The sequence below is a fragment of the Microbacterium halimionae genome, assembly GCF_011761265.1.
Classification (GTDB): domain Bacteria; phylum Actinomycetota; class Actinomycetes; order Actinomycetales; family Microbacteriaceae; genus Microbacterium; species Microbacterium halimionae.
Window position 1 is genome coordinate 622,385 of the sequence record NZ_JAAOZB010000001.1, and the last position, 19,443, is coordinate 641,827.

At 62.2% G+C, this 19,443-nt stretch carries 23 protein-coding genes; 13 read left to right on the forward strand and 10 right to left on the reverse strand.

Features of this window, described 5'->3' with window-relative positions; genetic code table 11:
- The first annotated feature begins 58 nt into the window (after window positions 1-58).
- Window positions 59-688 carry a DUF1349 domain-containing protein gene (locus tag FHS06_RS02940; protein WP_167045233.1) on the forward strand — a complete coding sequence of 210 codons (630 nt, stop codon included), beginning with the start codon at window positions 59-61 and terminating at the stop codon, window positions 686-688.
- An 85-nt stretch (window positions 689-773) separates the two neighbouring features.
- Here FHS06_RS02940 and FHS06_RS02945 read toward each other — a convergent pair whose 3' ends face one another.
- The 3 genes from FHS06_RS02945 to budA form a co-directional block, all read right to left on the reverse strand.
- Window positions 774-2,006, reverse strand: coding sequence for an FAD-dependent oxidoreductase (locus tag FHS06_RS02945; RefSeq protein WP_167045236.1), 1,233 nt, complete (start codon window positions 2,004-2,006; stop codon window positions 774-776).
- A 68-nt stretch (window positions 2,007-2,074) separates the two neighbouring features.
- Window positions 2,075-2,422, reverse strand: coding sequence for a hypothetical protein (locus tag FHS06_RS02950; protein WP_167045239.1), 348 nt, complete (start codon window positions 2,420-2,422; stop codon window positions 2,075-2,077).
- 12 nt (window positions 2,423-2,434) lie between these two features.
- Entirely contained in the window at window positions 2,435-3,184 is a 750-nt protein-coding gene (gene budA / locus FHS06_RS02955; RefSeq protein ID WP_167045242.1) for an acetolactate decarboxylase, read from the reverse strand.
- A gap of 74 nt (window positions 3,185-3,258) precedes the next feature.
- On the opposite strand from budA, the gene FHS06_RS02960 reads away from it, so the two are divergent.
- The gene (locus FHS06_RS02960; RefSeq protein WP_167045245.1) at window positions 3,259-3,819 is read left to right on the forward strand and encodes a histidine phosphatase family protein; all 561 of its coding nucleotides are present in this window, start codon (window positions 3,259-3,261) and stop codon (window positions 3,817-3,819) included.
- Between the two features lie 9 nt (window positions 3,820-3,828).
- On the opposite strand, the gene FHS06_RS02965 is transcribed toward FHS06_RS02960, so the two are convergent.
- From FHS06_RS02965 to FHS06_RS02975, 3 genes are read right to left on the reverse strand one after another with little or no spacing between them, the layout of a single operon-like run.
- Window positions 3,829-4,614 (reverse strand): hypothetical protein, encoded by a 786-nt coding sequence (locus FHS06_RS02965; protein WP_167045248.1) that lies wholly within the window; start codon window positions 4,612-4,614, stop codon window positions 3,829-3,831.
- Window positions 4,615-4,629: 15 nt separating this feature from the next.
- Window positions 4,630-5,043: an NUDIX hydrolase gene (locus FHS06_RS02970; RefSeq protein WP_167045251.1), complete on the reverse strand. Its 414-nt coding sequence runs from the start codon at window positions 5,041-5,043 to the stop codon at window positions 4,630-4,632.
- Between the two features lie 42 nt (window positions 5,044-5,085).
- A complete protein-coding gene (locus FHS06_RS02975) occupies window positions 5,086-5,850 on the reverse strand; it encodes an SDR family oxidoreductase (RefSeq protein ID WP_167045254.1) in 765 nt (254 codons plus the stop codon).
- A 100-nt stretch (window positions 5,851-5,950) separates the two neighbouring features.
- Here FHS06_RS02975 and FHS06_RS02980 point away from each other — a divergent pair, with 100 nt between their 5' ends.
- The 3 genes from FHS06_RS02980 to nhaA all read left to right on the forward strand — a co-directional run bounded on the left by FHS06_RS02980 (window position 5,951) and on the right by nhaA (window position 10,121).
- Window positions 5,951-6,799: a helix-turn-helix transcriptional regulator gene (locus tag FHS06_RS02980; RefSeq protein WP_167045257.1), complete on the forward strand. Its 849-nt coding sequence runs from the start codon at window positions 5,951-5,953 to the stop codon at window positions 6,797-6,799.
- A gap of 110 nt (window positions 6,800-6,909) precedes the next feature.
- Complete coding sequence (locus FHS06_RS02985; RefSeq protein WP_310734879.1) at window positions 6,910-8,346, forward strand: SDR family NAD(P)-dependent oxidoreductase; 1,437 nt, start codon at window positions 6,910-6,912, stop codon at window positions 8,344-8,346.
- A complete protein-coding gene (gene nhaA, locus FHS06_RS02990) occupies window positions 8,340-10,121 on the forward strand; it encodes a Na+/H+ antiporter NhaA (protein ID WP_167045260.1) in 1,782 nt (593 codons plus the stop codon). Before FHS06_RS02985 ends, nhaA begins: the two co-directional genes overlap by 7 nt.
- A 9-nt stretch (window positions 10,122-10,130) precedes the next feature.
- Here nhaA and FHS06_RS02995 read toward each other — a convergent pair whose 3' ends face one another.
- Window positions 10,131-11,243, reverse strand: a complete 1,113-nt coding sequence (locus FHS06_RS02995; protein WP_167045262.1) for a glycosyltransferase — start codon at window positions 11,241-11,243, stop codon at window positions 10,131-10,133.
- A gap of 207 nt (window positions 11,244-11,450) precedes the next feature.
- Between FHS06_RS02995 and FHS06_RS03000 the strand changes: the two genes are divergently transcribed.
- The 6 genes from FHS06_RS03000 (at window position 11,451) to FHS06_RS03025 (ending at window position 15,377) form a co-directional block, all read left to right on the forward strand.
- Window positions 11,451-11,972: a DUF222 domain-containing protein gene (locus tag FHS06_RS03000; protein ID WP_167045265.1), complete on the forward strand. Its 522-nt coding sequence runs from the start codon at window positions 11,451-11,453 to the stop codon at window positions 11,970-11,972.
- Window positions 11,864-12,796, forward strand: a complete 933-nt coding sequence (locus tag FHS06_RS03005; RefSeq protein ID WP_167045268.1) for an HNH endonuclease signature motif containing protein — start codon at window positions 11,864-11,866, stop codon at window positions 12,794-12,796. The genes FHS06_RS03000 and FHS06_RS03005 overlap by 109 nt, the downstream gene beginning before the upstream one ends.
- A gap of 30 nt (window positions 12,797-12,826) precedes the next feature.
- Window positions 12,827-13,843 carry a hypothetical protein gene (locus tag FHS06_RS03010; protein ID WP_167045271.1) on the forward strand — a complete coding sequence of 339 codons (1,017 nt, stop codon included), beginning with the start codon at window positions 12,827-12,829 and terminating at the stop codon, window positions 13,841-13,843.
- A gap of 115 nt (window positions 13,844-13,958) precedes the next feature.
- Window positions 13,959-14,609, forward strand: a complete 651-nt coding sequence (locus tag FHS06_RS03015) for an acyl-CoA synthetase (protein ID WP_310734869.1) — start codon at window positions 13,959-13,961, stop codon at window positions 14,607-14,609.
- Window positions 14,606-14,944, forward strand: a complete 339-nt coding sequence (locus FHS06_RS03020; RefSeq protein ID WP_167045274.1) for an amino acid transporter — start codon at window positions 14,606-14,608, stop codon at window positions 14,942-14,944. Before FHS06_RS03015 ends, FHS06_RS03020 begins: the two co-directional genes overlap by 4 nt.
- Window positions 14,945-14,996: 52 nt before the next feature.
- On the forward strand, window positions 14,997-15,377 hold the full coding sequence (locus FHS06_RS03025; RefSeq protein ID WP_310734868.1) for an SRPBCC family protein: 381 nt from the start codon (window positions 14,997-14,999) through the stop codon (window positions 15,375-15,377).
- Window positions 15,378-15,395: 18 nt separating this feature from the next.
- Here FHS06_RS03025 and purB read toward each other — a convergent pair whose 3' ends face one another.
- Window positions 15,396-16,778: an adenylosuccinate lyase gene (gene purB / locus FHS06_RS03030; protein ID WP_167045280.1), complete on the reverse strand. Its 1,383-nt coding sequence runs from the start codon at window positions 16,776-16,778 to the stop codon at window positions 15,396-15,398.
- A 41-nt stretch (window positions 16,779-16,819) separates the two neighbouring features.
- Window positions 16,820-17,320, reverse strand: a complete 501-nt coding sequence (locus FHS06_RS03035; RefSeq protein ID WP_310734867.1) for a low molecular weight protein-tyrosine-phosphatase — start codon at window positions 17,318-17,320, stop codon at window positions 16,820-16,822.
- A 114-nt stretch (window positions 17,321-17,434) separates the two neighbouring features.
- On the opposite strand from FHS06_RS03035, the gene FHS06_RS03040 reads away from it, so the two are divergent.
- Both FHS06_RS03040 and FHS06_RS03045 read left to right on the forward strand, forming a co-directional pair.
- The gene (locus tag FHS06_RS03040) at window positions 17,435-17,704 is read left to right on the forward strand and encodes a hypothetical protein (RefSeq protein WP_167045286.1); all 270 of its coding nucleotides are present in this window, start codon (window positions 17,435-17,437) and stop codon (window positions 17,702-17,704) included.
- A 13-nt stretch (window positions 17,705-17,717) separates the two neighbouring features.
- A complete protein-coding gene (locus FHS06_RS03045) occupies window positions 17,718-19,046 on the forward strand; it encodes an alpha/beta fold hydrolase (protein WP_167045289.1) in 1,329 nt (442 codons plus the stop codon).
- Here the strand turns inward: FHS06_RS03045 and FHS06_RS03050 are convergent.
- Entirely contained in the window at window positions 19,018-19,410 is a 393-nt protein-coding gene (locus FHS06_RS03050) for a phage holin family protein (RefSeq protein WP_167045292.1), read from the reverse strand. The two genes, FHS06_RS03045 and FHS06_RS03050, sit on opposite strands and share 29 nt — an antisense overlap.
- Window positions 19,411-19,443 lie beyond the last annotated feature (33 nt).

Sequence of the window (19,443 nt, forward strand, 5' to 3'; positions counted from 1 at the left end):
TACCCGAATTGACCCGTTTTCTGGGAAATAGTGGAGCGGTACAAGGAAAGGAGGCAGCATGCCCCACACTGTTGCCGTAACCGGCGCGCCCTTCGACTTCCTGCCCTCTGATCGAGCGTCGTGGCTTTCTGACCCCACATCAGGACGTCTTCACGTAATAGCCCATCCGCACAGCGATATTTTCGTCGACCCGGGCGGTGACGACGGCAAAGCCAACTCTGAAACCTTGCTCAACGCAGCGACGCTCCTCGCCGATGCGCCCGAAGGCGACTTTCAACTCAGCGCGCGTGTGTCCGTAAAGTTCGCTGACACTTTTGATGCGGGAGTGCTGCTGCTGTGGTTTGACGAGAAGCGGTGGGGAAAGCTCTGCTTCGAATTTGCTCCTGATCGCCAGCCTATGGTCGTCTCTGTCATCAACCGCGACGTCGCCGACGACGCAAATGCGTTCGTTGTAGCGGGCAACGAGGTTTGGCTACGGATGTCCCGCGTAGGAAGAGTTTTCGCTTTCCACGCATCACTCGACGGCGAGCACTGGCAAATGGTGCGCATTTTCGTGCTCGATTCGCCCGGCGCTCAGCCGCGCATCGGATTTGAAGCCCAGTCGCCGATGGGAGAGGGCTGCGACGTCGAGTTCAACGACATCGAGTATTCGACGACCTCGTTGAAGGATCTGCGCGACGGTTCATAGTCGAGCGGGAATGGGTCGCACGGCGAAAGTGACCCCGATCCGGCGCATCCGCCCCAGCAAGAGGACTTGTTCGCCGCGGTTAACTTCAGCCGAGAAGTGCGCGCGCTGCGCGTTCTCCCGAGACGAGCGCGCCCTGGATCGATGCGGTATCTCGATGGTCGCCGGCGAGGTAGACGTGTTCGCTGTGTCGGGGCACGCGCTCGGTGCTGAGCGGCGCGGGTTGCGCGGGCAAGGCATCGGGGATGTCGTCGCGCTGGAACAGCTGCCAATCGGCGGTCGCGACTCCCCAAATTTCCGCGAGATGACGGCGAACGTCGGGTTCGGTTGCCCCTGACGCCAGCAAGCACGTCGCTTCGATGAGGTGCTTGCCTGGGGGTGCGTAACGTGGTGCAGCATTCGACATGACCACCGTGTTGACCACGGGGCCCTGGCGGCGGCCATCCACCGAGATCATCGCGGATGCCGTTGGCGCACTGTCGGCGCTAAACCACCAGGTTTGCAATCCTTTTGTCGCCGGGCGAGGAATGTCGAGTAGGTCTGTGACGGCCCCCGGGCCCACGGCGACGACGACGTCACGCGCGCGGATGGGGTCGGACCCCGTGACATCGAGCTCGACGCCGTCGGTGTGGGCGCGGAGGTTCTGCACCCGCATCCCGAGCCGGATATCGGCACCGGCTGCGGTTGCCTTTCGGGCAAGTTGCGCCGGAAGAGCGCCGATGCCGGCCGCGGGAACGCCGGGGGCCCCGAGCACGAACATGCGCACGAGGAGCCGTACGAAGGCATCCGATGTCTGGCCCGAGTCGTCGGCGATAACCCCCGCAAGAAATGTTTCGAGCACTTCAGTGCGAAGTGGCCCGCGGAGTCCGACCCGGTCTAGGCCCTCGGTGAGGGCGCGGTCGGTGCCGGAGATCACGGCGCGGGGGCGAAGCAGCACCGGTACGACCCAGCGGAGGAGTGCGGCGGCATCCCTGGGTGAGACGAGGCCGCTGCGGAGAGTGCGAAGGATTGTTGAGGGATGACGAAGCGGGTGGCTCAGTTCAGCCACGCCGTTTTCGCGCCGAACGCGCACGCCAACGGGAAACGCGCGTAGGTCGAGCTCTGCGATGTCGACCCAGCGTTTGACCGCGGGGTAGGCCGGATTGAGTACTTGGAAGCCTCGATCGAGCAAAAATCCGTCGCGCGCGATTGTGCGCTGGCGGCCACCGACAACATCTTCGGCTTCGAGGAGCGTGACACCGCGTCCGCTAGCGGCCACGCGCGCTGCACACCGGAGCCCTGCGAGCCCTGCTCCGATGATGACGACGTCGTGATTCTTCACGGGTTCACGATAAGCGGTTGCGGGGGACCGGAGTGCCGCGGGGCGCAAAATATTGTGGCCTTACCTGGTCACATGACCCCTGCGCCAATACTGAGCGTCACGTAGGCCACAACGGTGAGCAGCGCAGAGACGCCGATGCCGATGAGGAGTACTGGCAAGGGGCTACGCCCCCAGACGAGCGGTACAGCGAATACCAGCACGGCTGTGATTGCCCACGCGACAAGAAGAGCGGGTTGAATACCGTTTGTCGCTAAGTCAGTCAGCGTGTGGTTGCAGGGCCGCTCTGGGCCACACCCCGCAACCATCATCCCGCTTAGCTGGACAAAGGTCCACGCAACTGCGGATCCGACGAGCTGAAGAACAAGCCCTGGCGACGCTTCGAGTGCATACCCGAAGCGCCGCCAGCCACTGTCCATAGGCCTCACCATTTAGTGGAACTCGTCTTCCTTTTTGCCGCCACCTTCCACGGTCACGATGCGGTGGTCTTCGTCGTGTGTGAGTTCGGTGCGCAAAAAGTGGTCGTCGCTCGGTAGGTGCAGATCGAACCGGGCGTAGGCCGCGATCCCCAGTTCGGCCCGATCGACAGTGACATCGAGTACGTGTCCGCCGACGCTGCGGTCATCGGCGAGAAAGTGGATGTGCAGCCCGGCAACGGTGATGCCCTGATAGATCGCGGGTGCCCAAAAGCCGACGAGAGTGCCGCGAACATCGGTCAGCAAAGTCTCGATCTGCCCGTTGGTTACTTCGGCAAGTGGACGATACGGATGCTCTTGCCGCTCGGTTACCCGAACGAGCACTGACGCGAAGACCCCGTCCGCGCGCACGGCGTGGAAGAGGTTGCGGCTCCGCAGCGCGCTTTCGACGCTGCGGGTGAATTCGGCGAGATCTGATCCGGCGACCTCCCTCACCGTGGCCGAGGCGAAGTGGCACACGTCGACGAAGGGCAGGATCTGTTCGTCACTCATGCGGTCGGGTGCCTCATCGACAGTGCATTCGAAAACGTCGCCGTCGAGGATGATGACTTCGCCGCCCAGGTGCTCGCAGCATCCGATGCCAAAATCACCGAGTTGCCGCACTCGAGAGACCGCGACGCCGGATTCGTAGGCGCCAGCCAGGAGCGCATCGAGCACCGCGAATTGCGTCACTGCGGCGTCGGTCAGGGTTTGTTCAGTCGTCACGGTGCGAGGCTATCCCGCCGGAAGGTGTCAAAACGCGACACACTGGGAACCGGAGTGATTGAAAGGGCTTGCGCATGACTGAGTTGTACATTGTTCGCCACGGTGAAACCGAGTGGAGCAAGTCAGGTCGACACACGTCGATCACCGACCTCGACCTCACAGACCGGGGCGTCGAGCAGGCGCAGGCGCTGCAGGCGCAGCTGAACCCCAACGATTTCGATCTGGTGCTGTCGAGTCCGCGACTGCGGGCCCGGCGCACAGCCGAGTTGGCTGGTTTTGATGATGTCGTTATCGACGACGATCTTTCGGAGTGGTTCTACGGCGATTTTGAGGGCAAGACGAGCAACGAGATTCGTGAGACCCACCCGGGCTGGCGTATCTGGTTCAACGGCTGCCAGGGTGGCGAATCAGCCGATCAGGTGCGTGCTCGCCTCACTCGAGTGATGAGTCGCGTGCGTGACTCCGGAGTCGACAAGGCCATCTGCTTCGCTCACGGTCACGCCTTGCGTGTCTTGGCGCTCGCTTGGCTCGATTTTCCCCTCGTCTTCGGCCAGAGCTTTCCGATCCAAACAGCGAGCGTCTCGGTCTTGGGCTACGAGAAGGAGTCCGCGGCCGTCATCAGGTGGAACATGTGAGGTCCTGGGCTATTCAGCGTCGCTCAGCACGATGACTTCGGAGCCATCGAGCACGAACTGAAATGCCGTGCCCTCGGGGTATGCGTCCTGGAGTTCTTGCGGGACCGAGTTCGATACGACGAATTGCAGCGTCGCGGGAAAGGTGCCGGTGCTACAGCCGCTGTAGAGCGGTCCTTCGAATGAATCAGATTCTGGGCTGAAGCCGGCCGTCGCGCCCAAAATGAGGCAGGTCTCGTCGACACCGTATCCCCAGCGTTCTGCGGGCACGGTGAATGCCGAGAGACCATAAAACTCGGTGAATGCTTTTTGTTTCGCGTCTTGCGACGGCTCGGGTGGAGCGTCGCCAAAGGAACTCGTCAAGAAGCCCGGCAATTCCGCCGCTGGATTGACTGTCAAGACAGCGATCTCTTGCGGATCCGCCTGAACTCGTCGGCTGACGACGGCGGTGACGGCGGTCGCAACAACGACTGCTGCGACAACGGATGCCACCCACACCATGCCGATCCGTCGTGCGCTCCATCGCGTGCGCTCGGCGGATTCGTTGGTGAGTGCGGGCTCAATATCGAGCCCAGGTTCGGCGTCCGGTTGCAGTTCGGGCAATGCGAGAAATTCCTCAGCAGGGGAGGGTGCCTCACTGGTCGTTTCGTCCGAGTCCGGCACAGTGTCTGCACCGCGCGACATCGCTTCGAGTTCCTGCAACCGCCGCAACGCTTCAGGGTCGTCGTGAAGATCGGCATTCGGGCCGTACGCTCGCGCTCGCAGTGCGCGCAGTTCGGCATTCACCTCGTCGTTCATGCGAAACGCCTCCCGTCACGCCTCGGGTAAGAAGTACTCGCGTGCCAGGGGCGCAACTTCGATCAGGTCGGCATCAGCACGAGTGATCCAGCGGAGCTCCGCGATCTCGGCCGCGATCTGCGGCCGCTGCGCGGCGATATCGGCCGCGAATACCTCGGCGACAACATCAAAACCGGCTTCGTTGGCGGCGACGGCGGTGAACGTGCCAAGAGGCTCAAGAGCATCAGCATCCAGCCGCACCCCGATCTCTTCTTCGAGCTCGCGGATGAGAGTTTCGCTCGCTGACTCTCCTGCCTCGGGTTTACCTCCCGGCTGCATGAATGCCGTTGTGCCGTTTTTTCGTACGAGCAGCAGACGGCCTTCTGAGTCGGTGATCACCGCCGCAGACACATGGATCTGGCGCGCGGCGTCGGGAGAGGCTGAAGTCACCCCTTCACGATAGGTGCTGAAGGGGTGACTGGGTCGAAGGTGTTACTTACCGTGCGGATCCAGCTGGTTGAGCGCGCGAACGACCTCATCGTAGTTGCCGCGGGCTTCGCCGTAGCGAAGGAACTTGACGTTCTCGACCTGGATCTCTGTCGCTGTCGGCTCGGATTTGATGAGCTCGACGACTTCCGACACGAAGTCATCGAGCGGCATTGCGAATTCACTCTCCCGCTGGCCGGGCAGCAGATCGGTGCGAACCGACGGAGGCACGAGCTCGAGCACCTTTACGGAAGTACCAGCGAGCTGCAGGCGCACCGACTCGCTGAGCATGTGGATCGCCGCCTTCGTCGCGTTGTAGGAGGGTGTTGCCTGCAGGGGCGCGAACGCGAGGCCCGACGAGACAGTCAGAATCGTGGCATCAGGGCGCGTTTGAAGGTGCTCGATGAATGCGCCGATGAGGCGAATAGGGCCGAGCAGATTGGTTGTCACGGTTTCTTCCGCCGTCGCGACAAAACCTGTCGGTGCTGTCCAGTCTTCGACCCGCATGATGCCAGCCATCGTGATGAGCACGTTGAGATCGGGATGCGTGTCGATGACGCTGCCTGCTGCACGGCGGATGCTGTCGGCATCCGTCGTGTCGATCTCAACGGCATCGACGCCCGGGTTCTCGGCCACAATACGAGTGAGAAGTTCGGTGCGGCGCCCGCCGATGATGACGGTGTTGCCTGCGTCGCGAAGACGAAGAGCCAGCGCGAGACCGATGCCACTGGTAGCGCCGGGGATAAAGATGGTGTTTCCGCTGATGTTCATGTCTCAACCTTCGGCCGGTTCTCTCTATCGCTCCAGGCACCACCGATCGGGGGAGCGGTGATCCCTGGTTGATCGTGACGCACGCGGTGATACTTGATTCATGGATCGCGCTGCGCTCGCCGCATTTCTGCTGAGTCGTCGCAGCGGCCTGCGGCCCGCCGATGTCGGGTTAAGCGCTGGACCACGTCGACGGACCCCCGGCCTCAGACGAGAAGAAGTCGCGCAACTCGCGGGAATGTCGGCCGATTACTACACGCGGTTAGAACAGAGCCGCGGTCCGCAGCCGAGTACGCAGATGCTGTCGTCACTTGTTCGAGCGCTCCGGCTGACGGCCGATGAGGGCGACTATCTTTTTCGCGTGGCAGGGCACAGCCCGCCCGACCGCTCGTTCGCGGGCGAACACGTCGCGCCAGGGCTGCTGCGGGTACTCGACAGGTTGGAGGACACTCCGGCGATGATCCTGTCGTTGCTTGGAGAGACACTGGTGCAGAACGGCCCAGCGAAAGCGCTTTTCGGTGACGCGAGCGCTTTAACCGGCTGGGCGCGTAGCGATGCCTATCGATGGTTTGTGAGTCCGTATGACGCGCGTAGTCGTTATCCCGAGAGCGATCACGAACGACAAGCTCGTGCGCTGGTGGCGTCTCTTCGCGCGGCGATCGGTGTGATGGGCAACGACTCGCGTGCGGGCGCACTCGTTCGTGAAATCAGCCGACAAAGTCCGGAGTTCGTGGCGCTGTGGGCAGAACACGAGGTGCGTCGGCGCTTCGAGGACCACAAAGTACTCATCCATCCCGAGATCGGCGAGATCGAAGTGGACTGCCAAGCTCTCTTCACCGAGGATCAATCGCAGGTGTTGCTCGTTCTTACAGCCCCACCGCGCAGCGAGGCAGCCAGCAAGCTTGAGCTGCTGGCAATTCTTGGGACCCAACGCTTTGCGAGTGAACGATAGCGTCTCATCGCCCTAGGTCGAGTGGGTTCGGCCTAGAATCGCATGTGCCCTCCGAGACGACAGAACCGCAGCCAGACGGTAGCGAGACGCCAGGCGACTACACGCCTGCGATCGACCCTGACGAGCTGGCGATCACTCTCAAGGTGCTCGCCGGGATGTCGAGCATCGACGAAGAGCACCCCGATTACGTGCAAGTGCGCCGCGCAACCGCGGCAATGTTCAAGGCCGTCAAGCGCGTTCGCCGCCGAGAGATCCGCGACGCGATCGTTGCCGCAGACAAAGCCGTTGTGGCAAAGACCGCGACGGGCGCTCCCGATCGCATCGACGATGAAACCCGTGGCATCCCGATTTCAACGGCCACTACGGCGCCGACTGCGGGCACGCTCCTAAAGGCGCGCGGATGCTACATCTGCAAAAAGCCGTACACGGTTGTCGATGCGTTCTACCACCAGCTGTGCCAGGAGTGCGCGGCGATGAGCCACGCCAAGCGCGATGCCCGCACCGACCTCACGGGTAAGCGTGCGCTGCTCACCGGTGGACGAGCGAAGATCGGCATGTACATCGCGCTTCGTCTGCTGCGTGATGGTGCACACACCACGATCACGACGCGTTTTCCGCGCGATGCCGTGCGTCGATTCAGTAGCCTTCCCGATTCGGCAGACTGGTTGCAGCGCTTGAAAGTGGTCGGGATCGACCTGCGCGACCCCGCTCAAGTGATCGGCCTCGCCGAAGATGTTGCCGCAGCCGGGCCCCTCGACATTCTGATCAACAACGCCACGCAGACGGTGCGCCGGTCGACGGGTGCGTATCAACCCCTCGTGGATGCCGAACTCGCGCCTCTCCCCGATGGCCCGCTGCCCGAACTCATCACTTTCGGGCACACGAACGACCGGCACCCGCAGGCTCTCGCGCAGTCGGTGACATCGCACCCGATTTTGGCGGCGGCATCCGCTCGAGCCGAGGAGCTCACCGAGCAGGCGCTGGCTGCCGGGTCGAGTTCGCTCGAGCGTCTCGCTGCCGGCACCGCAATCGATGCCGGTGGACTTCTGCCCGACCTCCACGACATCAACTCGTGGACGCAGCACGTCGACCAGGTCGACCCGCTCGAGATGCTCGAAGTACAGCTCGCCAATACAACGGCGCCGTTCATCCTCATTTCGAAACTGCGGCCATCCCTTGCCGCCAGCGACGGACACCGCAAGTACGTCGTCAACGTCAGCGCGATGGAGGGTGTGTTCGGTCGCGGTTACAAGGGGCCGGGGCATCCGCACACCAACATGGCGAAAGCTGCCGTCAACATGCTCACGCGCACAAGCGCGCGCGAGATGTTCGAGTCGGATCGCATTCTTATGACGAGCGTTGATACCGGTTGGATTACCGATGAGCGCCCGCACCCGACGAAGGTGCGTTTGGCCGAGGAAGGGTTTCACGCGCCCCTAGACCTCGTCGACGGTGCCGCGCGCGTGTATGACCCGATCGTGCGCGGCGAAGCCGGCGAAGACCTTTTTGGCGTCTTCCTTAAGGACTACGCTCCGGGTTCATGGTGACAACTCTGTCGGCAGCGCGCAGCGACCGGGTTGCCGCAGCGCTCCTGCTGCTCGCGACAATCGCCGCGGTGGTCTGGGCGAACGTATCGACCAGCGGATACGAAGTCTTCTGGTCGACGAACATCGATATCTCGGTGGGCGGGTTCGGCGCCGAATTCACGGCGCACGAACTGGTGAACGAGGGTCTCATGACCTTCTTCTTCTTTCTCGTCGGACTCGAAGTCAAACGAGAGTTCACGATAGGTGAGCTGACCTCGCGCTCACGTGCAATCGTGCCGATCGTTGCGGCCATCGCTGGGCTCGCGGTTCCGGCGCTTATCTTCATTGCCATTAACGCATCGAGCGGGTCGGCGGGCGCCTGGGGTGTAGTTATTTCAACAGACACCGCGTTCTTGCTCGGAGCACTCGCACTCATCGGGCCGAAGCATCCCGCACGACTTCGTACGTTCTTGTTGACCCTCGCGGTCGTTGATGACGTCGGCGCGCTCATCGTGATCGCGGTGTTCTACAACGAGGGCCTCAGTTTGCTCCCGCTGACCATCGCCATCGTGCTCTTGGTTTTGCTTGCGTTTGTGCGCTGGTTGCCTGCTGGCACGGGCATCGCCTACGCCATTGGTGGCATCGCGCTGTGGGTCGCCGTGTCGGCGTCGGGTGTGCACGCAACGCTCGCGGGTGTGGCGGTAGCGCTTATCATTCCGGTGTTTTCGCCGCGTCGCGCCGAGGTTGAGCGCACGACCGACCTCACGCAGGCCTTCCGGGAGTCGCCGAACCCGGCGTACGCGTCGGCCCTGCAGCGCACGGTGCGAGGTGCGCTCTCGATCAACGAGCGGATCGACTCAGCGTGGCGGCCGTACATTCAGCTCGGCGTGCTGCCGATCTTTGCTCTCGCGAACGCCGGCGTGCACATCGACGTCGAGGTGCTGACAGCCGCCGTCACGTCACCGATTACGTGGGGCATCATCGCGGCCCTCGTCGGCGGCAAGTTCGTCGGTATCACCGGTGCGACAACGCTCATGAAGCGCCTCGGCGTCGGCGAGCTCGCCCCCGGACTCACCGTCCGACGTGTCGGTGGCGGGGCAGCGCTTTCGGGCATCGGGTTCACCATTGCGCTGTTCCTTGTGCCACTGGCGATCAGTGACCCCGATCAGCAGGATCTTGCCCGGGTCGGGGTGTTGGCGGCATCCGTTATTGCCTTCGCTCTGGGCTGGGCGATTCTGTTCATCGGCGACAGGTTGCGCCCGCCGCGCGCTGTGGGTGCCGTGCTGAATCGGCCCGTTGATCCGGCACGCGACCACATTCGTGGCCCCGTTGATGCTCGCTACACAATCGTGGAATACGCCGACTTTGAGTGCCCGTTCTGTAGTCGCGCGACGGGATCAGTGGATGCTGTGCTCGCACACTTCGGAGACGAGTTGCGCTGGGTCTACCGGCACTTGCCGCTCAGCAGCGTGCACCCGCATGCCACTCTCGCCGCCCAGGCCGCCGAAGCATCCGCATTGCAGGATCGATTCTTCGACTTCGCCCCGCTGCTGTTTTCGCATCAAGACGAGCTCGATGAAGATGGCCTCCGTCGCCGAGCCGAGGAGGTCGGGCTCGATGTTGTGAGATTCAGTGCCGATCTCCACTCTGCCGATGCTGCACGTCGGGTCGAAGACGATCGTCTCGACGCGGAATTGATGGATCTCCACAGCACTCCCACGTTCTTCATCGGCGAGAAGCGCCATATCGGCCCGTACGATTCGGCATCGCTCATACGTGCAATCGAGGGACAGTAGGCCGAAGGGCTAATGGGGGCGGGTGACGAGGGCCTGCACCGCGTTGAGTGCGGCTGTTGGAGCCGGAAGAGCGAGAGCCTCTGCGCGCAGATCCAATACGCGTGCGCGAGTTGCGGCATCCTCCATCAGCGCTCCCGTAGCCGATGCGATCAGAGCGGAATCCGCGGTAAGTGCGTTGAGGACAGTTCCCACACCGAGGTCTTCCACGCGGTCACCCGTAAAAGGTTGATCAGCGCCCATCGGAAACACTATTTGGGGCGCGCCGCCCGATACTGATCGCATGAACATGCCGCTACCACCGTGATGAAGAACCACACTGGCACGCGGAATCAACGCTTCTAGATCGACGAAGCTCTCTATGCGAATGTGCGCGGGCTGTGGTCCGAAGCGGGACGCATCGAGGTCACTACCGATTGCGACAACCGCTGGCACGTCCAGCGCGGCGAGGGCGCCAAGAATGCGGTCGAAGAGATCCCCGGATTCGGTGTTGAATTCGGTTCCTAACGTCGCAACTATTGACCCGTTCGGGTGGGGTTCTGGCCCGCGGTCAGGGCGCATCCACGTTGTGTGCGGAGGTGGTGGAAACTCCGCTGCACGCATTCTTGGCGCGAAAGGAATGACAAAGAGATCACCGTGCAGCCTCAGCTGCGCGGAAAGTCCCAGATCGACGGAGAGTCGTTGCAGTGCGGCGCCGACACGGCTCTCGCGGACGAGTGCTCCTGATGCAATGACGGATACAACGACAACAGGAATCCCGGCTTCTGCACCTGTCGCCATCGCCCCAAAGTCGAATTCGTCGCAGATGACAACGTCTGCTGTCGCGGCACAGGCAATAGCGGCTGCAAATGAGCCGAGTGCAGCCTCGCCAGCGAAATATTGAGCCACGACGTCGACCTCGGACTCGCGGTTCAGGGGCAGCAAGGGGGTGATCTGTTGGGCGAGCGCAGCGCGACGATCGTCGCGCGTCACGATGCGGCGAAAGATGCCAGCCGGAGCCGCTTGAGCGCCAGACGAACGTCCGATCAGGGTGAGTTCATGCCCTGCCGCGGCCATTTCGCGTAGCAGCGGCATCTGCGGAAGTAGATGACCCGCACCGCCGGCGAAAGAGCAGAGAGCGCGCACACCCCAAGAATATGCGTCAACGATAAATGTTTCGGTGATCAGAGCGCGCCTCCCCCTTGGGACCTGAGCTTGCTCGGAGGCGAAGGGTTCTGATTGATATCTCTCTTCCTCTTCTCCCCAAAAGTTTTTTGAGAAAGTTATCCACACCGGGGCTTTTTGGGCTAGTTTGGCATGGTCAATGTCAGAGGTATGTTCGATACTTGGGGCATGTCAGAGAACGAAGCCGAGCCGCAAGAATCAGAAGCGCAGGTGCTGTCTGAGTCTGTATCGACTCTGACTTCTTTTGACGAGCAGATCGGGCAGATGGAGGCGGCGCGGGCTGCGGTTCTGGCGAACATGGGCCGGATCGCACTCGCGCAAATGCGGCGGATGACATCGCGCGATTCACGGGATCGTGAGATTCCGATGCGTGCGGTCGCGGCAGAAGTCGGGGCAGCATTGCGGATGTCGGACCGGACTGCGCAAACGCGCATCGATGACGCGATCGAAGTCACCGAGTCGTATCCCGAAACGTTCGCGTCGTGGAGTGCGGGGCGTATCTCGGAACGGCATGTGCAAGAGATATTGCGGGCGGGCGTGAACCTCACGGATGCTGCACCAAGGCCCGGTACGACCGGGACGTGGCGGCGGTCACTGAGGCCGAGACACCGGGGCGACTCCGCGGGTTCGCTGCAGCTCTTGCCGAGAAGGCGCAGCCACGAACGCTTGAGGAACGCTTCGACGACGTGAACGCGACGCGCACGGTGCGGTTGTTTGATCTTGCGGATGGGATGAGTTCGATCAGCGCGGTGTTGCCGTCGGTGCAAGCGCACGGGATCTTCAACCGCCTCACACAGCAGGCGCGAGCGTTGAAAGACTTTCGGGCCGGCCGGTCGGATTACGGCACGAAGGAACACGATCAGCCCGTGGATGATCCGCGGACGACGGATCAGATCCGCGCCGACATGTTCTCCGACATGCTGCTGACCTCGGTTCCGAGCCTTGACCCGCTCGCGGGCGATGACTGTGGCGGGCTCGGGGCAATCAAAGCGATCGTGCAGGTCACCGTTCCTGCCACAACGCTTGCGGGTACCTCATCGACACCGGCGGATTTGTCGGGCCTCAGCCTGGTTGACCCCGAGACCGCACGACGCCTCGCAGGTACCGCACCGGGATGGGATCGGGTGTTCACCCGGCCCGTGACAGGCACCGTCGTCGCCGTCGACCGGTACCGACCCAGCGATCAACTCAAACGGCAACTCCGGGCACGAGATCAACACTGCCGGTTCGTCGGATGCCGCATGCCCACCCACCGGTGCGACATCGACCACACAGTAGATGCAGCCCTCGGTGGACCCACCCATCAGCACAACCTCGCGCATTTGTGCCGAAGGCATCACAGTTTGAAACACGTGAGCAAGTGGTCAGTGAAGCAACGCGGCGATGGGGTGTTGGAGTGGACCTCGCCGACCGGGCGAAGGTACACCGACAAACCACCCGGGGTTGCATTTGAACCCGACTCAATCGATTACTCGACGCACTCCACGTCGCGCTTACCGTACTGTGGCGAGTGAGTGGGACTTACTCACTGGGGGAGTCTCGTTATGGTGAGTTCAGTTCGCGCATGGGCGACCGCTGCATTACTCGTTTCGCTCTTGGCGGTAGCGGCGCCCGCCGCAGCCGCTGCGCCGCCGGCGCTCGTGCTTACGCTTCCCGATCGTCTTGTTGTCGGTTCAGACGGTTCGCCTCCATTCGGCGACGTACATGGCGAAAATATACCGGGCCAATTTGTCGTTGAGGGGTGTCCTGATCCGAACGCCGTTGTCGTCGAAGCGACCTATTTCACCCCGGGCGGGAATCCAGACGGAGACGCAGCCGAAACATTTGACGGTTACCCGGAAGAACAAGGCCGCCAGGCAATCGCGTTACGCCAAGTGGTCGAGTGGTTCGAGAGCACCGGTCAGGCTGCGGGAGGTTCGATGGTATTCGCCGTAGAGTGCTCACCTCTTGGCGACACAGCGGTCGCTGCCATCCCCGTGCTCGAGCTGCAATTTCAGTTACCGACAGGCACAACCATCGAGACGCTGCAGGCGGAGGCAGACCCAGGTAGCGCTGTGATCCTTGGGTGTGGAGAAGGCTCCAGCAACTACATGCGTATCGCTGCCACTTATTGGGCCTCGATCGATGGCGAGTACATTGAGATGCCCGTGGCGGAGGTCCCCGGACAAGCGGTCGTAGACGGTGTCGTTGAGTTCCCTCTCACTGAGATAGCGGAATGGCTCAAGATCGAGAATCCTGCTCTCGGCTCTCTCATCTTGGAGGCGACGTGCTTTTCTCCGTCTTCCACGCCGTCGCCGGACGACGCAATCTCATTTGCGTGGATACTCATCCCAGGAAACGTGAACGGCGGTAGCGAACTCCTGCCGACGTCCGAGCCGGAAGTTACCGCCGATTCAACTACCGAGACAGATGGTTCCAACTCCGAGATGGATGGCCTCGCGGTAACGGGCGGAGATGAAGTCGACCCACTTGTGCCGTTGCTGGCGTTCGCCATGATCATTGCCGGTGCTATTGCGGTCGGGTTCAGTTCGATGCAAGGTCGTCGAAAGCGACAGGTGTGATCAGCGACCTCGCTACCGAGATCCCTGACTTCTCGGGCAACGCTCACCGCACCACGACTTAGACTGGAGTCATCCCCTGAACTCGCCGGGGAACCCGCTGCGCCCAGGAATTACCGTGTCTTCAACGTCCGTACCCCGAACTTTCGAAGTTCGTCACGTGCAAATGGCGCGCGCCGCTTTCGCGGCTCTCGCTGCCGCGATGATCACTTTTTCGCCTGATCACTCGGCGACCGTGGGGCTCAGTGTGTTCAGCGGGTTCACTATCGCGACCGGCATTGTGCTGTTGCTGGCGTCATGGCTCGTGTATCCGGCCGGCGCGCGCTGGCCCGCAATCACGCTCGGCGTCTTCGCCGTAATCGCGGGAATGGCCAGTGGCGTTGCAGGCCTTCGCACCTCAACACTGTTCTTCAGCGTCGTCATCAGCTGGGCACTTGCAACGGGATTTTTCGAGACCCTCGCGGGCTGGCGTGCACGTAAGAGCGTCGCCTCGACGGCCGCCAAAAGTGAGGCGCGTGACGCACTGACCGTCGGCATCCTGACTCTGGTTTTGGGCATCGCGCTGCTCTTCGTTCCGGCGCAGTACGCGCTGCAGTATTACATCGCGGATGCCGATCAAACCTTCACTCTCACCGGCATCACCATCGGCGTCGGTGTGTTCGGAGCGTACGCCGCAATCATCGCGGTGTTCCTCGCGATTGCGGCGCTTTCGCCGCGACCAGCGCCCGCCGAATCCGCGCAGACCGACACGCCGGGAGGCACGGCATGACAGATCGTCCGACACGTCGAGACCTCATGAAGCCCGCACAACTGGTGGGCCTCGCATTCGTTGCAGCTCTCTTTGGCGGCATCGTGACGCTGGTATCGATGGGAGCCTTTCAGGCGCGTCCCGCCGACGAGATTCAGCGCGCCATCATGGTCGCTCTGGTGGTTGCCGGTGTCACGTTCATCGTCACACTCGTCGTGATGGCGCTTCTCGTGCTCGCGGTTGACCCCGCACAGATCGAGAAGAAAATCGACCGCGCAGTGCTGCTGCCGCCCGAAGAAACCACCGACTCTTCCGAATCGGCGTCGAACGGCGACGAGACCCCCGAACGCCAGTAAGCCCAAATTGGTCCCACCGCAGTGGCATGCTGGTGCGATGAGAAGTCATCACGTGAGCAGAGTGATTTCGGCAACGCCCCAAGCGGTGTACGAGTTCGCTTCGGAGATCGACAATTTGCCGAAGTGGGCTGCTGGCCTCGCTCTCGCCGAAGTCGTTCGTGACGGCGACCTGCTGCTTGTTGACTCGCCGATGGGTCGAGTGAAGATTCGATTTGTCGAGTGGAACCGCTTCGGCGTCCTCGACCACGACGTCACACTGCCGTCCGGCACCGTTGTGACAAACCCAATGCGAGTGCTCGCGCACCCAGATGGCGCCGAAGTCGTCTTCACTGTTCGTCAGATCGAACTCACTGATGACGAATTCGCGCGCGACGTCGACATGGTCGCAGCAGACATAGAACGGCTCGCGAGCCATTTCGGCTCGCAGAGCTAGAGCGACGCTTCTGATCCGCTACAGCAGTTCGTCGACGACGTTTGCGGCAAGGCCCGTGTAGGTCGCTGGCGTGAGCGCGAGTAGCCGCTGACGCGCGTCATCCCCGATGTCGAGACCTCGCACGAACTCGGCAAGCTCCGGAGCACCCACTCGACGACCGCGAGTGAGGTCTTTGAGGAGTGCGTACGGGTCGGTGATCTTGGAGCGCCCGGCAGCGATTTCGGCGCGTACAACCGTCTGAATAGCTTCCGCGAGCACTTCCCAGTTCACGTCGAGGTCTGCAAGCAGCACATCGCGTGACAGCGAAATTTCGCCAAGGCCGCGACGCAGATTATCGAGCGCGAGCAGCGAGTGCCCGAAAGCGACCCCGATGTTTCGCTGAGTCGTCGAGTCGGTAAGGTCGCGCTGCATCCGTGATGTCACAAGAGTCTGCGACAGCGTCGCGAACAAGCCACTCGAGATCTCGAGGTTCGCCTCGGCGTTCTCGAACCGAATCGGGTTGATCTTGTGCGGCATCGTCGAAGAGCCTGTCGCGCCCGCAACCGGAATCTGCGCGAAGTACCCCATCGAGATGTAGGTCCAGATGTCGGTCGCGAGGTTGTGCAAGATTCCACCGACGTGACGCACGCGGTCGTAGAGCTCGACCTGCCAGTCGTGCGATTCGATCTGCGTCGTGAACGGGTTGAATCCGAGGCCCAGCTTCGTGATAAATCCGGCGGTGAGAGCGGGCCAATCCACGCTCGGGTCAGCAGCCACGTGCGCCGACCAGGTGCCGGTTGCTCCCGAGAACTTCGCGAGAAAGTCGGATGCCTCAACCTGGCCCGCAACGCGCTTCAAGCGCCACGCGAACACACCGATCTCTTTACCCATCGTGCTGGGAGTCGCGGGCTGACCATGAGTGCGCGACAGCATGGCCGCGTCTTTGTGCTCGTGCGCGATCTGCTCGAGAGTCGAGATCACGCTCTGGAGCGCGGGCAGCCACACGTCGAGAGCCGCGCGCTTGACGGTGAGGGCATACGCCGCGGAGTTGATGTCTTCGCTGGTGCACGCGAAATGCACGAGCTCAGCGAGATGACCAAGGTCGAGGGTTTCGAGGCGGTCGCGCACGAGGTACTCGATCGCCTTCACGTCGTGACGGGTGACCGCTTCTTTCTCGGCAAGCCAGTCGATCTCTTCCTGACCGAAGTCGAGGTAGAGGGCACGTAGGCGCTCCTGGTCGAGGGCACTCAGCGGCTCAGAGCCAAAAAGCGATGCGTCGGTCAGAGTGATGAGCCACTCGACCTCGACCTCGACCCGGGCACGATTGAGGCCCGCCTCGGAGAGATACTCGGTAAGCCCAGCAACGGCGGTGCGGTAGCGACCGTCGAGCGGGCTGAGGGGCTGAGCGGGGAAAGACGACATGGTGGCTCCCGTCGTGTCGTACGCTTGCGCCCGAGTGCGAGTCAGACGGCGCGGATGGCGGGGTGGAGTTGCCGGAAAAGTGCCCGGCACGCGTTCTCGATCATAGCGAGCACGTCGTCGAACATTTCTGGACCCGCGTAGTACGGGTCGGGAACATCGAGCTGGTCGCTCGTACCAAACGAGAGCAGCAGAGCAATCTTGTCGGCATCAGCCTCGCTCCGTGCCCATCCCCGCAGGATGCGTTCGTGCGTGCGGTCGAGCGCGACCACAAGGTCGCTTTGATCAAAATCTGCCGGTGTGAACTGGCGGGCTCGATGAAGCGAGCCGTCGTACCCCTCCTGGGAAAGCGCATCTATGGCGCGGTGGTCGGCTTGCTCGCCAACGTGCCAGTCACCGGTGCCGGCGCTTGTCGATGTCGCGCGCCCCGCAAGTCCGGCGTCTGCGACGAGCCGACGAAAGACGACATCTGCCATCGGGGAGCGGCAGATGTTTCCGGTACAAACGAAAACAACTCGAAAGGGATCTGATCCGGCAGCACTCACTTGTCCATTGTGATGGCCGTGATGCATTCTGCACACTTCCCGCGACCGCGCGCTTTTCCACCGAGGCTCGCTTGTTTGGCTTCGCGGGTCTTCCCTTCGCTCGACACTTGCGTCATGACCTATGGGTTTCTGCTCGACAATGACGCTGTTCTGTTCGCAGAACTCCAGGCGATTCATCAGTGCGCTGTCGCGCTCGAAGCTCCCGTCCGCGCGATTGCTGCGAGTGCCGCCGAACTCATCGAAGTGTCGGGCTGGCAATCGACAGCTATGGAGGAATACCGCAAGAGAGCGATCGCCTGGGATGCCGAAATCCACCTGCTTCGCGACGAAACGCTGCTGATCATCGACGAACTCGCAGCTGTACCTTGGCGTCTGATTGCGTGATGGGGCTGACTAGGTGAGCGATGGCCTCGAGATCACAAGCGGCGCCGTCGTTGCGGTCGACACGGCGGCGCTTCGCGGTGCCGCCGATCGACTCGAGTCGTGTGCCGAAGCCCTCACGGCCGTTGAGGAGGAGTTTCGTGTCATCTACATGCGCCTCTTTGCCAGCCTGCGGGCAAACATCTGGGCCGAGCTCTCTCGAGTACAGGGAGCGCGCGAACGCGCCCACAACGCGGCAGCGAAAGCAATCGAGGTGGCAGCGGCGCTTCGCTCATCCGCCGCTGTCTACGAGATCGTCGAACTGCGCGCGCAACGCGAACTCGCAGCGGCCAGCGGACACACAAGCGAGGTTGGCCTCATTGATGATCAACTGCGCGCGATCGCGCGCGAGTGGCCGGAAGCCACGGCGACGGCAGACGACCTCGTGGCGGAGTGGGGGCGGGAACGTTCGAGCGAACTGACGAATCAAGCGCTCGGGATGGTGTTGCCGTGGACGCCGCTCTTGGGGCTCACTCCAGCACTTTTTGCCATCGTGCTGCCGTGGGGAATCTCGCAAACCGCGACAGGAAAAATTCCTTCTGGCACCCTCCTCAGCGGTGACGCGCAGCCCGTGAAGGTGACGCCGCTCACGACGACTACCGGTGTGGCACCGCGAAGCCTTGCTGATGCGGCGGCACGGATTCCGGGTGGCGAGAAGGCACGCGTGCGCGTCGAAAAATATGCCATGACCGATGGCACCAAGCGATTCGCGATCTACATCACGGGGACGCAATCGTGGTCGACAAAGGGGCAAGAACCCTGGAACCTGACGTCGAATCTGGAACTCTACGACGGAGAACGTTCAGCATCTTACGGAGCAACACTTGCGGCGCTGCAAGCGGCTGGCGCAGAGCCCGGCGACACCATCTACGCGTTCGGGCATTCGCAGGGAGCGATGGTGGCAAGCCATGTTGCGCTCTCGGGCGAGTTCGACACCCGAGCGCTTTTTACCTTCGGCTCCCCGGTAGACGCTGCGGTTCCGGAGCAGACCCTGAGCGTGCAGGTGCGCCACGACGACGACATCGTTTCGGCACTCGCCGCCGGAGGGTACGCAGCTCCCGTGGGCACCGAGGGGAGCTTTGTCGCGCACCGCGTCGCTGATCCAAATGCGGGTTTTCATGACTTCACGCTCCCGGCACATCACATGAGTGTCTATGCCGACACGGCGGCGATGCTCGACGACTCGTCAGATCCCCGCATGAATCAGGTTCGCGAGGTCTTCAGTGAGCTCGGTGGTGCCGACTCAGTGCGGGTGACTGAGTATGGCGCTCTCGATCTCAGTCCTGACGCTGGGGGCGAAGAATGAGTCCGAAAATCCAGTTGATAAGTGAGATGACCACCCCTGCGACGACGCCCCACCAGAAGTCCTCGACGCGAAGACCCCACGACCAGAAGCCCGTGAACCAGGCCGTCAGCCACAGCAAGAAGCCGTTGATAACGAGTGAGATGAGCCCGAGGGTGAGGATGTAGAGCGGAAACGCCAGCACTTTCACGACGGTGCCGATGATCGTGTTGACGAGCGCGAAGATCGCGGCGACGAGAAGCAACGTGAGAACGAGTTGCAGCGTCTCGCCCGGCGAGAAGGCAATGATGCTCACCTGCAGAGCAGGAATGAGCGTGACGACCCAGATTGCAAACGCATTGATGACGACACGAATGAGGAAGCCCATGACATCGAGTGTGCCACGAGCACACGCTCTCTA

Coding starts and splice junctions, on each gene's coding strand:
- FHS06_RS02940 (WP_167045233.1), top strand. CDS start 59: ATGCCCCACACTGTTGCCGTAACCGGCGCGCCCTTCGACTTCCTGCCC.
- FHS06_RS02950 (WP_167045239.1), bottom strand. CDS start 2,422: ATGGACAGTGGCTGGCGGCGCTTCGGGTATGCACTCGAAGCGTCGCCA.
- FHS06_RS02960 (WP_167045245.1), top strand. CDS start 3,259: ATGACTGAGTTGTACATTGTTCGCCACGGTGAAACCGAGTGGAGCAAG.
- FHS06_RS02965 (WP_167045248.1), bottom strand. CDS start 4,614: ATGAACGACGAGGTGAATGCCGAACTGCGCGCACTGCGAGCGCGAGCG.
- FHS06_RS02975 (WP_167045254.1), bottom strand. CDS start 5,850: ATGAACATCAGCGGAAACACCATCTTTATCCCCGGCGCTACCAGTGGC.
- FHS06_RS02980 (WP_167045257.1), top strand. CDS start 5,951: ATGGATCGCGCTGCGCTCGCCGCATTTCTGCTGAGTCGTCGCAGCGGC.
- nhaA (WP_167045260.1), top strand. CDS start 8,340: ATGGTGACAACTCTGTCGGCAGCGCGCAGCGACCGGGTTGCCGCAGCG.
- FHS06_RS03000 (WP_167045265.1), top strand. CDS start 11,451: ATGTCAGAGAACGAAGCCGAGCCGCAAGAATCAGAAGCGCAGGTGCTG.
- FHS06_RS03010 (WP_167045271.1), top strand. CDS start 12,827: ATGGTGAGTTCAGTTCGCGCATGGGCGACCGCTGCATTACTCGTTTCG.
- FHS06_RS03020 (WP_167045274.1), top strand. CDS start 14,606: ATGACAGATCGTCCGACACGTCGAGACCTCATGAAGCCCGCACAACTG.
- purB (WP_167045280.1), bottom strand. CDS start 16,778: ATGTCGTCTTTCCCCGCTCAGCCCCTCAGCCCGCTCGACGGTCGCTAC.
- FHS06_RS03040 (WP_167045286.1), top strand. CDS start 17,435: ATGACCTATGGGTTTCTGCTCGACAATGACGCTGTTCTGTTCGCAGAA.
- FHS06_RS03050 (WP_167045292.1), bottom strand. CDS start 19,410: ATGGGCTTCCTCATTCGTGTCGTCATCAATGCGTTTGCAATCTGGGTC.